14 protein-coding genes are annotated in these 14,236 nt (G+C 40.6%); 11 read left to right on the top strand and 3 right to left on the bottom strand.

Translation table 11 applies throughout. The features are described from left to right. Window positions 1–5 precede the first annotated feature (5 nt). From DDV96_RS09330 to DDV96_RS09320, 3 genes are read left to right on the top strand one after another with little or no spacing between them, the layout of a single operon-like run. Window positions 6–1,649, top strand: coding sequence for an ABC transporter substrate-binding protein (locus tag DDV96_RS09330; protein ID WP_116694492.1), 1,644 nt, complete (start codon window positions 6–8; stop codon window positions 1,647–1,649). Further along, entirely contained in the window at window positions 1,646–2,350 is a 705-nt protein-coding gene (locus DDV96_RS09325) for a hypothetical protein (protein ID WP_116694491.1), read from the top strand. Before DDV96_RS09330 ends, DDV96_RS09325 begins: the two co-directional genes overlap by 4 nt. A 54-nt stretch (window positions 2,351–2,404) precedes the next feature. Next, complete coding sequence (locus tag DDV96_RS09320) at window positions 2,405–2,716, top strand: hypothetical protein (protein WP_116694490.1); 312 nt, start codon at window positions 2,405–2,407, stop codon at window positions 2,714–2,716. A 54-nt stretch (window positions 2,717–2,770) separates the two neighbouring features. On the opposite strand, the gene DDV96_RS09315 is transcribed toward DDV96_RS09320, so the two are convergent. Beyond that, window positions 2,771–3,946, bottom strand: coding sequence for a GlmU family protein (locus DDV96_RS09315; protein ID WP_116694489.1), 1,176 nt, complete (start codon window positions 3,944–3,946; stop codon window positions 2,771–2,773). A gap of 217 nt (window positions 3,947–4,163) precedes the next feature. Further along, window positions 4,164–4,454: a type B 50S ribosomal protein L31 gene (locus DDV96_RS09305; protein WP_116694487.1), complete on the bottom strand. Its 291-nt coding sequence runs from the start codon at window positions 4,452–4,454 to the stop codon at window positions 4,164–4,166. A 225-nt stretch (window positions 4,455–4,679) separates the two neighbouring features. Here DDV96_RS09305 and DDV96_RS09300 point away from each other — a divergent pair, with 225 nt between their 5' ends. The 7 genes from DDV96_RS09300 to DDV96_RS09270 all read left to right on the top strand — a co-directional run bounded on the left by DDV96_RS09300 (window position 4,680) and on the right by DDV96_RS09270 (window position 11,831). Continuing rightward, a complete protein-coding gene (locus tag DDV96_RS09300; protein ID WP_116694486.1) occupies window positions 4,680–5,210 on the top strand; it encodes a DUF4199 domain-containing protein in 531 nt (176 codons plus the stop codon). Between the two features lie 8 nt (window positions 5,211–5,218). Continuing rightward, window positions 5,219–6,172, top strand: a complete 954-nt coding sequence (locus DDV96_RS09295; protein WP_116694485.1) for a glycosyltransferase family 2 protein — start codon at window positions 5,219–5,221, stop codon at window positions 6,170–6,172. Between the two features lie 60 nt (window positions 6,173–6,232). After that, window positions 6,233–7,951, top strand: a complete 1,719-nt coding sequence (locus DDV96_RS09290) for a phospho-sugar mutase (RefSeq protein WP_206074015.1) — start codon at window positions 6,233–6,235, stop codon at window positions 7,949–7,951. Next, window positions 7,951–9,777 carry an ABC transporter ATP-binding protein gene (locus DDV96_RS09285; RefSeq protein ID WP_116694484.1) on the top strand — a complete coding sequence of 609 codons (1,827 nt, stop codon included), beginning with the start codon at window positions 7,951–7,953 and terminating at the stop codon, window positions 9,775–9,777. Before DDV96_RS09290 ends, DDV96_RS09285 begins: the two co-directional genes overlap by 1 nt. A gap of 482 nt (window positions 9,778–10,259) precedes the next feature. Further along, window positions 10,260–10,823, top strand: a complete 564-nt coding sequence (locus tag DDV96_RS09280; protein ID WP_116694483.1) for an RNA polymerase sigma factor — start codon at window positions 10,260–10,262, stop codon at window positions 10,821–10,823. Between the two features lie 53 nt (window positions 10,824–10,876). Next, a complete protein-coding gene (locus tag DDV96_RS09275; protein WP_133240835.1) occupies window positions 10,877–11,377 on the top strand; it encodes a hypothetical protein in 501 nt (166 codons plus the stop codon). A 1-nt stretch (window position 11,378) separates the two neighbouring features. After that, window positions 11,379–11,831 carry a hypothetical protein gene (locus DDV96_RS09270; RefSeq protein ID WP_133240834.1) on the top strand — a complete coding sequence of 151 codons (453 nt, stop codon included), beginning with the start codon at window positions 11,379–11,381 and terminating at the stop codon, window positions 11,829–11,831. A 76-nt stretch (window positions 11,832–11,907) separates the two neighbouring features. Here DDV96_RS09270 and DDV96_RS09265 read toward each other — a convergent pair whose 3' ends face one another. Continuing rightward, window positions 11,908–12,948, bottom strand: coding sequence for a WD40/YVTN/BNR-like repeat-containing protein (locus DDV96_RS09265; protein WP_116694480.1), 1,041 nt, complete (start codon window positions 12,946–12,948; stop codon window positions 11,908–11,910). Between the two features lie 70 nt (window positions 12,949–13,018). On the opposite strand from DDV96_RS09265, the gene DDV96_RS09260 reads away from it, so the two are divergent. Next, window positions 13,019–14,227 (top strand): RsmB/NOP family class I SAM-dependent RNA methyltransferase, encoded by a 1,209-nt coding sequence (locus tag DDV96_RS09260; protein WP_116694479.1) that lies wholly within the window; start codon window positions 13,019–13,021, stop codon window positions 14,225–14,227. Window positions 14,228–14,236 lie beyond the last annotated feature (9 nt).

The following is a 14,236-nucleotide window of genomic DNA, read 5'->3' as shown; positions in this document are numbered from 1 at the left end:
ACAATATGACAATACGAGACCGAATCTCATCGAGCACCCAGCATCCAGTACCCAATTTTTTATGGGGAATAATAATAGTATTGTTCACTCTTTTTTCTTGTGGAAAGAACAATACCTCCAACAATAACCACCTCGTTTTCCGCTACAACGAGCACAGCAACATAAGCTCCCTGGACCCGGCATTCGCCAGAAATCCGCAAAACATCTGGCCTACCAATCAATTATTTAACGGCCTTATACAATTGGACGATTCATTAAACATTGAACCCGATATCGCTAAGCGATGGGAAGTGAATGACAGCACGTTTACCTATACTTTTTATTTGCGGGACGATGTTTATTTTCATAAAAACCAATGCTTTGGAAGCGATTCAACCCGAACGGTTACCGCTCACGATTTTGTGTTCAGCTTTGACCGTTTGACCGATGCCGACGTCGCTTCGCCTGGAAGTTGGGTGATGAACACCGTTAAAAACTATAAAGCAAAAAACGATACCACGTTGGTTATTCAATTAAAACAACCCTTTCCTGCTTTTTTGGGTTTGCTGTCCATGCGGTATTGCTCGGTAGTGCCAGAAGAAGCAATTAACTTCTACGGAAATGAATTCAGGAGCAACCCAGTAGGCACAGGCCCGTTCCGGTTTAAGCTGTGGGAAGAAAATGTGAAGTTGGTCCTTCGGAAAAACCCGTTGTATTTTGAAACCGATGCACAGGGAAACCAATTGCCGTATCTGGAAGCCGTTGCCATTACCTTTTTACCCGATAAACAAAGTGAGTTTCTACAATTTGCACAGGGAAAATTGGATTTTATTTCAGGCTTGGACAATTCGTATAAAGACGAAATAATAACCACTCAAGGAACGCTTCAGAAAAAATACAGAGACCGGGTAAAACTAATCACAACCCCATATTTGAACACCGAATATTTGGGTTTTTTCATGGAAACCGAAACCTCTGAAATTGAATCAAAAGAATTAAGAAAAGCAGTCAATTATGGATTTGACCGTAAAAAAATGGTAACCTACCTCCGCAACGGAATGGGTACGCCCGCCACGCACGGTTTTATACCAAAAGGACTGCCAGGGTTTGCTTCTATTGAAGGATATGACTACAACCCTGATAAAGCCCGACAATTAATCGAGCAATACAAAACCGAAACAGGAGACACCCAACCGGAAATTACCATTGGCACTAACAGCCAGTATCTGGACATTTGCGAGTATATACAACGGGAATTGGAAAAAATAGGGATTGCAGTAGAAATCGATGTGATGCCCCCTTCCACCCTACGGCAAATGAAAAGCAGTGGCGAGCTGGATATTTTCCGGGCCAGTTGGATTGCCGATTATCCCGATGCCGAAAATTACCTGTCGTTGTTTTACAGTGAAAACTTCACACCTAATGGCCCCAATTATACACATTTTAAAAATGTTGTTTTTGATAGTTTGTACGAAAAATCACTGACCATTTCAAACATTGAAAAAAGAAAGCGGCTTTATGTAAAAATGGATTCCATAGTGGTTGCTGAAGCACCTGTTGTCCCTTTGTTTTATGATGTTGCCATACGGTTTGTGAACAAAAAAGTGTCTGGCTTGGGCATCAATCCACAGAATTTTTTGGTTTTAAAACACGTTAAAAAGAAAAAATGAAACGAGGAATAACAAAATGCGAATGGTGCCTCACCGAAAACAGTAACAATACCACCCGTTGTAATAATTGTGGTGGGCCTGTGGCCGTTTTGGAACCGTGGGTGTTGCAATGCGGTTGGTGCAAAACCTCTAACAGGCGCGACCAGGTGAGCCACTGTATAAGTTGCGGTGGACAGTTGCCAAGCATTCCCGGCAGCTCCAGGCAACCCGAACCTCCCAAACAGCCCAGAAATTTGAGCTTCTCCTATAAAATAAGGGTAAAATATACGGGAAATGCGTTAATGATGATCGGAATTATTTTTATGATCGTTGGGCTCCCAGCATTGGCAATTTCTATATTTGAAATTTTTGAAGGACTGATTAATATTCCCTTTATCGTGTTCAGCCTTGTTTTTCCTGTAATTGGTTTCTTTTTAGTCAAAAAAAGTAACAAAAATTCCAATCAAAAGTTAAATGCGCTTCAATTTGGGGTGCCTACCCGTGGGGTAATAAAAAAGGTTTACGTAGACACCACGCAAAGTATCAACAAGAAACATCCCCTAAAAATAGAATATGAATTTGACACTCCTTTAAAAACCCGTCACGATTCGGTTAGGGTTTGGGACCGTGCTAACCTGAAACGCCCAAAAGGGGAACATATTTGGGTGGTTTGCAATCCAGAAAACCTAAAAGAAAACAACTTGTGGCCGCCTTTGGCTTAAATTACAGGTATTAAGGTAGAAAATGAAAAACAACACGTATAACACAATAAAATTATGTTCGGAGCCGGTTTTGTTATTGACATGATACAGACGCTTAAAAACAATAGGCGAGACCGTATCACAAAATTTGATAAAGGTGTTGACGAAGCCTCGCCAATGTATGGCAAATTTGTGGACCACAAAAAAATGAGCCCGGAAGCCTTTGCGGACTTTCAACAAAAGCTAAAAGAAACCAACAGAAAAAACAGACGTAGGCTATTTATAACATTTGGGACTGTCATGGTAGTCATTATTGCCATCATCATTTACTTTTTGTTCTTTCTTGAACTGGAACCGGCTAAGCCCATTAAATTTAAAATGAAATAGCCCCTTAATTTCACACCATTTCTTTGTGCCTCCGCGACTCTTCGGGAAACAGTACTACCCGCGACGCCATTGTGCCGTCTCTTCAAAAACATGTTCTAAAATCTTAGCATCTTCCTTAGAAAATTCAACACTTCGTCTTGCCATCACCACTTTGGCCACTTCAAAGGCCTTGTTGGTTTTGTAGGTAGTCATGCCGCCGCTTCCACCCCAGCTAAAACTGGGGACAAAATTACGCGGGAAACCGCTTCCGAAGATATTGGCACTCACACCTACCACTGTTCCGGTATTGAACATGGTATTGATGCCACATTTGCTGTGATCGCCCATCATCAAGCCACAAAATTGCAATCCGGTTTTGGCAAAACCTTCGGTTTCGTAATCCCATAAACGGACCTCAGCATAATTATTTTTTAAATTACTGTTATTGGTATCGGCACCCAAATTGCACCATTCGCCAATTACCGCATTCCCCAAAAAGCCATCGTGGCCTTTGTTGGAATATCCAAAAATAACCGAGTTGTTAAGCTCTCCACCTACTTTACTGTGCGGACCAATAGTACAACCGGTATAAATTTTTGCATTCATTTTTACCGTAGCATGATCACAAAGGGCAAACGGACCGCGAATCATAGAACCTTCCATGATTTCGGCATCTTTACCAATATAGATGGGGCCTTCGGTTGCGTTTAAAGAGCATAGGGGAAGTTTCGCGCCTTCTTCAATAAAAATCTGTTTTTTATTAAAAGCCACGGTCATTTCTGGTATGGGCTGCGATTGCCTGTTCTTGGTCAACAACTCAAAATCACGTTTAATGGCTTCATGGTTTTTTGAAAATATATCCCAAGTATGTGCTACTTGAAAGACGTCATCATACGTATATTGAATAATGTCGTAGCTTTCAAAATCCACTTCCTGTCCTTCAAGGGTGTAAAAGGCAATCGGTTCTTCATCATAAAATATGGCCTGGTTTTCTGATAGTTCTTTTATGATATTCACCAAATTTTCTGAAGGAAGAAAAGAAGCATTGATTAAAATGTTCTGCTCCATTTCAACCATTGGAAACTTTTCTGACAAATAATCCTCCGTTATCGTAGTGGTGGTAAATCCTAATAGTTTTTCCCATTTTTCACGAATGGTCAATATGCCTATACGGATATCGGCCACAGGACGTGTGAAAGTGAAAGGAAGCAATTGGTTGCGAACGGTACCGTCAAAAAGGATGTAATTCATGTTCAGTTGTGTGTTTTGAGTTGTCGGTTATCAACAATGTATTTTTATGCTGAGTAAATATACAAATCAAAAAATTAGGCGGTTGAGTGTTTTCCTGAAATTACTGGCAGTAATTTCAGGAAAATGTATCGAAACCACCGATTTAAAAAAAACAAATAAACAAAAAAAAGCCCCCGAAGAAATTTCGAAGGCTTTTATATATCGTATCAAAAAAAGGTTATTCGCTTTCTTTAGCTTCCTCTTCCTGTTTTTTAGGTGATTTCTTGAATTTTGCGTACTTGTTCTTGAACTTATCGATACGTCCGGCAGTATCAAGCAATTTAGCTTTACCTGTGTAATACGGGTGAGAAGTTCTGGAGATTTCCAGCTTTACCAATGGGTATTCTGTACCGTCAACCTCGATCGTCTCTTTTGTCTGTGCAGTCGATTTTGTTAAAAAAACGTCGTCATTGGACATGTCTTTAAAAGCAACTACTCTATAATTTTCAGGATGGATACCTTTTTTCATCTTCTTGTCTTTTTAATAGGGTCTCGATTTTGAGAATGCAAATTTAATTATTTTTACTAAACAGACAATAGTAAATGTTATTTTTTTGAAAAAGAAAAACCTACGTATCGTTCAAAAATATACAGATTGCATATTTCAGAAAAATAAACCGTAACAATTTAGTATTTTTGCTTACTAACCAACCAAACCAGCCTATCAGTAATTGGAGGCTATAAACTTCAAACCATGGAAAATCAAACTGCATCTGTTAAAAAAATCGGTCTTAATTATGGTCTTATCCTCTCCTTATTGGTCGTAGGACTTTCTGTAATCGTGTATGTTTTAGGTTTGCACCTAGAGCAACCTTGGTGGCAATCTGTGCTCAATTTCGTTTTTATGACCTTATGTATCGTTTATGGCCTTAAAGCCTTTAAAAATGAGAGCGGCGGTTTTTTATCGTTGGGCGACGCGCTTAAAACCGGCTTGATCATCGCCTTGGTATCGGGTATTATAGGTTCTGTTTTTTCTTATATTTTTATTACGTTTATTGAACCGGATTTTATTAGTCAAATGCTCGATACAACCCAAGAAAAAATGATTGAGCAAAATCCTAATATGACACAAGAGCAGATGGATATGGCCATGGGAATGACCGAGAAGTTTATGAGCCCCTGGATTATGTTTGCCATGGGAATGATTGCTTCGCTTTTCTTCGGCTTTATCATTTCATTGATTGCCGGTCTTATAATGAAACAACCTAGGCCAACACACGAATAGACAGCTCTATGAACCTATCCATCGTCATTCCACTTCTCAACGAAGAGGAGTCCATAAACGAACTCTACCATTGGATTGCAAACGTTATGCAATCCAATGGCTTTTTATATGAGCTCATCTTTATAGACGATGGTAGTACCGACAATTCTTGGAACATAATCGATACGCTTTCCCGTGAGCATAAGGAAGTGAAAGCCATCCGGTTTTTAAAAAATTTCGGAAAATCCCAAGCCTTACATGCCGGCTTCGCCCTTGCCATTGGCGATGTGGTAATCACCATGGATGCCGATTTACAGGACAATCCAGAGGAAATCCCAGCACTATACAATATGGTGGTTAAAGAAGGCTACGATCTGGTTTCCGGCTGGAAAAAGAAACGGTACGACTCGGTAGTTTCCAAAAACATGCCTTCCAAACTCTTCAACTTTGCCGCCCGGAAAACCTCGGGTGTAAAACTGCACGATTTTAACTGTGGACTAAAGGCCTATAAAAACGAGGTGATAAAAACCATTGAGGTTACTGGCGAAATGCACCGGTACATCCCGGTACTGGCCAAAAATGCCGGTTTCAACAAAATCAGCGAAAAAGAAGTGCAACATCAAGCCCGAAAATACGGTACCACCAAGTTTGGGGCCGAACGGTTTGTGCGCGGTTTTTTAGATTTAATCACCATTTCTTTTTTAACCCGCTTTGGAAAACGGCCTATGCACCTTTTTGGGGCTTGGGGCGCTTTTATGCTCTTTGTGGGCTTCTGTTTCGCGCTGTACTTGGGTATCGATAAACTGTTTATCCATACCAAAGGTAGGCTATTGGCCGAGCGTCCCGAATTTTTTATCGCCCTTACCGCTATGATCTTGGGCACCCAACTTTTCTTGGCCGGATTTTTGGGCGAACTCATCTTGCGCAGCAAAAACGGCTCCAAAAACTACATTATTAAAGAACACCGAAACGTTAAAGAATAACGAATTGGTTTCCTTATTTTTGCACCTGCCTGCCATAGCGGCTTTTATTAATTTTGAAACATGATTTACGTAGATCCTTCCATATTAGAACGCGTCAATAAATGGCTTACCCCTTTTTTCGATGACCAGACGCAATACACTATAAAAGAAATGATCGCCCACGACCCCGAAGGGCTGGAAGACAGTTTTTATAAAAATTTAGCTTTTGGCACCGGCGGTATGCGCGGAATAATGGGCGTTGGCGATAACCGTATCAATAAATACACCCTTGGAAAAAACACACAAGGCCTTTCCAATTACTTAAAAAAACAATTTCCTAACCAAACCATAAAAGTCGCGATTGCCTACGATTGCCGCCATAACAGCAAAGAGCTGGCCCAAGTGGTTGCCAATGTTTTTTCGGCCAATGGCATTGAAGTTTTTTTGTTTTCAGATTTACGCCCCACACCAGAGCTTTCGTTTGCGGTAAAATACCTTAACTGTCAGTGTGGCATTGTATTGACTGCCTCGCACAACCCACCGGAATACAATGGTTATAAAGTGTATTGGGAAGATGGCGGACAATTGGTGCCACCTCAGGATAGCGAAGTAATTGCTGAAATAAACGCACTGGAATATAGCGCTATTAATTTTGAAGCCGTTTCAGAAAAAATTCAATTGATTAATACTGAAGTAGATAACGCTTTTGCTGAAGCGTCTATTAAAAACGGCAGTTTTAATACGTCGCAAGAGGCTAAAGACAATTTAAAAATTGTATTCACGTCGCTTCATGGAACTTCAATCACCATGATCCCGAGGGTTCTGGAAGAAGCCGGGTATCAAAATGTTACTGTTGTTGAAGAACAAGCCAAACCTGATGGCGATTTCCCAACCGTTAAATCGCCCAACCCAGAAGAACCGGCGGCCTTGAAAATGGCTTTGGAACTGGCGGAAAAAAAACAAGCCGATATCGTGATTGGTACCGATCCTGACTGCGATCGCTTGGGAATTGCCGTTCGTAATAACAACGGAAAAATGACACTGCTCAATGGCAACCAAGCCATGGTATTGAAAACACACTTTTTGTTGGAACAGTACAAAAAAGCGGGAAAATTAAACCGCACCCAGTTTATCGCTTCGACAGTGGTTTCCACTCCAATGATGCGGAAATTGGCCGAACGTTATAACGTAATATACAAAGAAGGCCTAACCGGCTTTAAATGGATTGCCAAAATGGTAAAGGATTTTCCAGAACTTGAATTTATTGGCGGCGGCGAAGAAAGTTTTGGTTTTATGGTGGGTGATTTTGTTCGTGATAAAGATGCCGTGACCGCTACCCTGCTGACTTGTGAAATCGCTGCCCAGAAAAAAGAAGCCGGCAGCAGTATGTTTGATTATTTACAATCCATTTATGAAGAATATGGTACCTACCGCGAGCATTTGGTTTCCTTGGTGAAAAAAGGTAAAAAAGGAGCCGAAGAAATTTCAGAAATGATGAAAACCCTACGTGAAAAACCGTTTACCAAAATAGCCGGCAGCAACGTAATCCGGTTTGAAGATTTACAAAAACAAGAAGCGATTACATTCCCTTCAAAAACAAAAGAAACCTTAGACATCCCAAAATCGAACGTGCTGATTTATTATAGTGAAGATGGCAGTAAAATTGCAATGCGCCCCAGTGGAACGGAACCCAAGATTAAGTTTTACATGAGCGTGAACACAAAATCCACTGGAGAGGATGCTGTTGCACAATTACAGCAAAAAATTGATAACATTAGTACCCATTTAAATATTAGTTAGTGAAATACTTTAAAAAAATACTGCGGTACGCACAGCCTTACAAAGGGTATGCTTGGATGAATATCGTCTCCAACGTTTTTTATGCCCTGTTCGGTACTTTGGCCTTTGTATCGTTGATGCCAATGCTGAAAGTGCTCTTCGGAAATTCAGAAAAAATAACCGAAGTACCGCAATTTAACGGTATTGGCGATATTGGCACTTACTTTGAAGAATATTCCAATTATTACATCAACCGACAGATTGAAACGTCAGGCGAACTCAATACGTTAATGATTATGATCGCCCTGGTCATTGCCACGTTTTTATTGAAAAACCTGTTTGGCTATCTGGCGATGTATTTCATTACCTTTTTACGCAACGGGGTGCTAAAAGACCTTCGGAACGCGCTGTATAAAAAAACGATCGATCTGCCCGTTTCTTTCTATTCTGAAAAACGAAAAGGCGATACCATTGCCCGTATCACGAGTGATGTATTGGAAATCCAACATTCGTTTCTCTCTATTTTAGAACTGATTATTCGCGAACCGCTTATGATCCTTTTTACCATTATTGCCATGCTCGCCATAAGCCCGCAGTTAACGCTCTTTGTATTTATTTTCATTCCGGTTTCTGGTTTGATTATTTCACGGATCGGGAAAAGCCTAAAACGAAAATCAGATCGCGTACAGAAGGAACAAGGCATGTTTCTCTCCATTTTAGAAGAAACCCTCGGGGGGCTTAAAATAATAAAAGGCTTTAATGCCGAACGCATTTTCAACCGGAAATTCAACGAATCCACTTCTCGGTTTTACAAGTATTCAAATTCCCTGATCAATAGACAAAACCTCGCTTCGCCTACCAGCGAATTTTTGGGCATTGTGGTTATTGCAATTTTATTGTGGTACGGTGGATCTATGGTATTGGTTGAAAAAACCCTGGCTCCGGAAGAGTTTATCGTATTCATGGGGCTGGCCTATAATATCCTCACCCCGGCAAAAGCGATAAGCAAAGCCAGTTACGGCGTTAAAAAAGGAAATGCCGCTGCCGAACGGGTGCTGGAAATACTGGAAACCGAATCGACCATACAAGATATTCCCAATGCTACCGAAAAAGAAGGGTTTAATGACAAAATCGAGATACAGAACATCTCGTTTAAATACGAGGATAACTATGTGCTGCACGATTTTTCATTGACCGTCCCCAAGGGGCATACCGTAGCATTGGTGGGGCAAAGTGGAAGCGGAAAAAGTACCATTGCCAACTTGCTCACGCGTTTTTACGATGTGAACAAAGGTGTTATCTCCATCGACGGGTTGGACATTAAAACCATTTCTCAAAGTTCTTTGCGCAATTTGTTAGGCTTGGTTACCCAAGACTCTATTTTATTCAACGGCACCGTTAAAGAAAATTTATTGGTCGCCAAAGAAAGCGCAACTGTTGAAGAAATAGAAGACGCACTGAGAATAGCCAACGCCTGGGAGTTTGTGAAAGACTTACCGCGCGGAATTGACACCAATATTGGCGATAGCGGCAATAAATTAAGTGGTGGCCAAAAACAGCGCCTGAGCATCGCTAGGGCCGTACTGAAAAATCCGCCTATTATGATTTTGGACGAAGCCACTTCGGCCTTGGACACCGAAAGTGAACGCTTGGTACAAGATGCCTTGGAAAAGATGATGAAAAACCGTACCTCGGTGGTTATTGCTCATCGATTATCCACCATTCAAAATGCGGATAAGATTGTGGTATTATCTAAAGGTAAAATAGTTGAGCAAGGAAAGCATCAAGAACTATTAGCCAAAAAAGGGGTGTATCACAGTTTGGTTGAAATGCAATCTCTGGCTTAAATACAGGACATAAGTAAAAAAAAAGAACGGTTGGGGGACCGTTCTTTTTGGTTGGTGCCATCGTATTTGGGGCGCACGATGGCCGGTATTAAGTAGGTTTTTTTATTTGATTCAAATATAAATTCTTTTTTTCATTCCACCAAGAAAAAATGCATTTAATCTTAAAATATTGTATTTCATCGATTATTTTACACTTATTTTCCTACATATTCTTACAAATCATTTTAATATAAAACGGGTCAGCCCCCGCTTAGACCCGTTTTAACTTCGCTTTTGCTATACTTGAGGCTTATAACAAAAACACACATAAGTAGTGTACACCAAAATTAGTAATATTTTTCTTACAAAAAAACATTTAACACACTTAATCGGTTTAAATCGTACTTAATCGATGCTATTCAGAATATTCTAAAGGTAAATAAACGGTTTTTACATTTAAACCTTTTACATTTAAAGACGTCAAAATATAAAATGATCAGTTTTTGGTTACAGAGAACGACTTGGTGGGTGCGTTACAGAACGACAAGCATAAAGAAGCTGCGTTTAGGGAGCTGGTGTCCCAATATAAAGAACGGTTGTACTGGCATATCCGAAAAATTGTCTTGAACCACGATGATACCGACGATGTACTCCAAAATACGTTCATCAAAATTTACAAAAACATCCATTCGTTTAAAGGCGACAGCAAGCTTTATACGTGGATGTACCGCATTGCCACCAACGAGTCCATCACTTTTATAAACAAACGGGCCAAACGGAAGCAGGTTTCTTCAGAAGAACTACAAAATCAAGCCATTGAAAAGTTGACGAGCGATGTTTATTTTGAAGGGGAAACCATTCAGCTACAACTTCAAAGAGCCATCGCTACCCTACCGCCCAAACAACGAATGGTGTTCAATATGAAGTATTTTGACGAACACACCTACGAAGAACTTTCAGAAATCTTAGAGACTTCAGTTGGTGGATTGAAAAGCAGTTACCACATTGCCGTAAAAAAAATAACCGAATATTTAAAAACCAACGAGAGCCGGTTCAACGATATGTAAAACAAAAAGAGGTATCAATGAAACCTTTTAGCATTTTTAAAGTCAAAAGACAAATGGACAAGCAAAAACATACATCTGGGTTTAAGGTTCCGGAAAGCTATTTTGAGACTTTTGAAGAAAAGCTCTTCACAAAAATAGCCGAAGAACAATTGCCCAACCAATCAGGGTTTTCCGTTCCTCCCGGTTATTTTGACGGGTTGGAAGACACCCTTGCACAGCATCCTGATATTGCCCCGAAACATACAAAAGTACGCTCACTGTTCGCTAAAAGCAATTTAAAGTATGCCGTTGCTGTTGCAGCTGCCGTAGTATTGGCTGTTGTACTGTTAAACAAGAACAATGCAACCGTTTTAGATATGAATTCGGTCGATTATCTGGCCATTGAAAACTATATAAATGAAGGCGAACTCGATTTTGACTTATATGATGTTTCCAATTTGCTTTCAGAAAATAATAGTGAAACCTTAAACTATGGAACCGAGAACATTTCCGAAGAAAATTTGGAAAGTTACCTGTTAGAAACCGTTGATGAATCTATTTTATTAGATGAATAATATGAAAAACATACTTATCCTCTTGGTGTTGGTTGGTTCGGCGACATTTGCCCAAAAAACCGACAGGGAAAAATGGCATGAAAAGATCAATGCCTTGAAAACCGCTCATTTAACCGAAGCCTTGCAATTATCCCCGGCCGAAGCAGAACGGTTTTGGCCAGTGTATAATGTGTATGAACAAAAAATGCACGAGTTGCACAGAACCAAAAAAAAGGAAATTTATTCAAAAATAAGAAACGGTGTCGATGCCATGAGCAACACAGAGGCAAACACTTTAATTGACAGGCAATTGCAACTGGAACAAAAAGAATTGCAATACCGTAAAGAATTGATAACAGCACTTAAAAAAATCATATCCCCCGCTAAAATCATTAAGTTGAAAAAAGCGGAAGATGATTTTAAAAGACAACTGTTAAAGCGGTATCGAGAGCGAGAAGAAAAAGAAAAAAAATAATGATTGGTTATTGTTGATTAACGATTGGTTTTTGTTTAGCTAAAAGGGAATGTGTTGAAAGATGCATTCCTTTTTACTATTTAAACAACAATTTGGCTATTTGGTTATTTCCGCTGGCAAAGGCAATGGAATCGTTTAAAAATTCAATGGCATAGAATCCCTCTGTTGAAAGCTCCTCCCACGTTTCGCCCCGATCGTTGCTATACGACAGTCCGGGCGACCCCACCGCTACCAGATCATTACCTTTTGTTCCCGGAACAAATTTAACAGACGAGCGATAGCCCGGCCCTTCCCCGTTGCTCAGCAAGCGCCAAGTTTTACCCCCGTCGGTGGTTATCGCCTTGTTGCCTTCATTAAAGTCTTTCTGGTTCCAATCGCCGCCAAAAACAATACCTGTTTTGGCATCAAAAAAATCAACGCTGTATATACCGGTCATGGCCTTTCCTTGAATTATAGGGGTGTCGTAAACTTCCCAGTCCTTTCCTTTATTTTTAGAATGGAATATACGGGCTTGTTTTCCGCCGGTAGCAATCCAAACATTGTTTTTATAAACCGAAATATTGCTGTTACTGGCCGCAAAGGCTGCTTCGCCTTTTTCCACCTCCGGAAGGTTTTCACAAGGTATCTTTTGCCACGTATCGCCACCGTTTCGGGTAAGGAGTATCGATAGGCAACCATCAACCGGGTCGCCCATGGCAATGCCTTCGTTGTTGTTCCAAAACTTCATGGAATCGTAAAAAACACCTTTCCCTGTTTCGGTATAGACCTCGTGTATATTGGTGGCTTCGTTACCGTCAAAATCGATTTTGTATAAAACCGCTGGACTCGCGATGCTAAGCACAAAAACTGCTGCATCTGTGGTAGCTATGGAACGGAAATGCAACAGGGAGTCTTCATATTTAATGGTCGCCAGTTTTGGCTGTTTATGGTCAATAAGCCCCACAATGCCTTTATTGGCGGCGAACCACACCCTGTTTTCGTTTAAAGGTTTTATGGCCCTAATGCTCAAACTATCCACGAAGACAGGTTCAATGCTAACAGAAGTGAAATTTTTTGAATGGTTTGAAGTACAGGAAATTACACCCAACAAAATGATAAGGGGAAAAAGAAATCGCATCGGTAAAATTTTTCGCCAAAAATAAAGAAAACAACGGGATTATAATACCTTTGCAATCCAAATTAAAAGCATGAGGTTACACCGAAATTTAGTATTTGCGACCATCGATTCGTTGCATTTGATTTTTAATGAAAACAAACAGGCGGACAAAGTGTTGAAAAACACCCTAAAACGCGATAAACGTTGGGGTTCTAGGGACCGAAGCTTTATTGCGGAAACCACTTACGACATTGTACGCTGGAAACGGTTATATGCTGAAATAGCCGAAGTGAAAGAACCGTTTGATCGTGCGAATTTGTTCCGTCTTTTCGCTGTTTGGGCCACCCTAAACGGAATAAAAATTCCCGATTGGCCCCAATTTGAACATACCCCTACCCGACGTATCAAAGGTAAGTTTGACGAATTATCCAAAATAAGGAAATACCGCGAGTCCATTCCCGACTGGCTGGATAAATTGGGCGAAGCCGAATTGGGTAAAAAATGGACTACGGAAATTGCAGCGCTGAATCAATTGGCAGATGTGGTACTTCGGGTAAACCCTTTAAAAGCTTCCGTAAAGCAAGTACAGGCCGAACTGCTTGATGCCGAAATAGAAACCGAAACCATACCTGGTTTTCCGTATGCATTAAAACTGAAAGAACGCGCCAATGTGTTCATTACCGATGCGTTTAAAAAAGGATGGTTTGAAGTGCAAGATGCTTCTTCGCAAAAAGTAGCCGAAATCTTAAGCCCCGAACCCGGAATGCGAATAATCGATGCCTGTGCCGGTGCTGGTGGAAAGAGCCTTCACATCGCTTCGTTGATGGAGAACAAAGGACAAGTAATTGCGTTGGATATTTATGGCAACAAACTGAAAGAACTCAAGCGCAGGGCCCGGCGAAACGGAATCCACAATATTGAAACCCGCCTTATCGACACTACTAAAGTAATAAAAAAGCTGAAAGGCTCTGCCGATAAGGTATTGATAGATGCTCCTTGTACCGGTTTAGGCGTTTTAAAACGCAACCCAGACGCCAAGTGGAAATTGCAGCCTGAGTTTCTGGAAAAAATCAAAAACACCCAACAAAAACTGTTGGTCTCCTATTCCAAGATGGTCAAGACCGGTGGACAATTGGTATATGCCACGTGCTCCATTTTACCTTCTGAAAACAGTGAACAGGTGGCCACGTTTTTAAGCAGTGCGGCAGGCAATGATTTTTCATTGGTACAAGAAGAAAAAATATTCCCCAGCAAATCGGGTTTTGACGGTTTTTATATCGCATTGTTGCAACATAATTAATCTAAACTA

This window comes from Marixanthomonas spongiae (genome assembly GCF_003095375.1).
Taxonomy (GTDB): Bacteria; Bacteroidota; Bacteroidia; order Flavobacteriales; family Flavobacteriaceae; genus Marixanthomonas; species Marixanthomonas spongiae.
The sequence above is the reverse complement of the archived record's forward strand: the minus strand, read 5'-3'. Positions and strand labels throughout refer to the sequence as shown.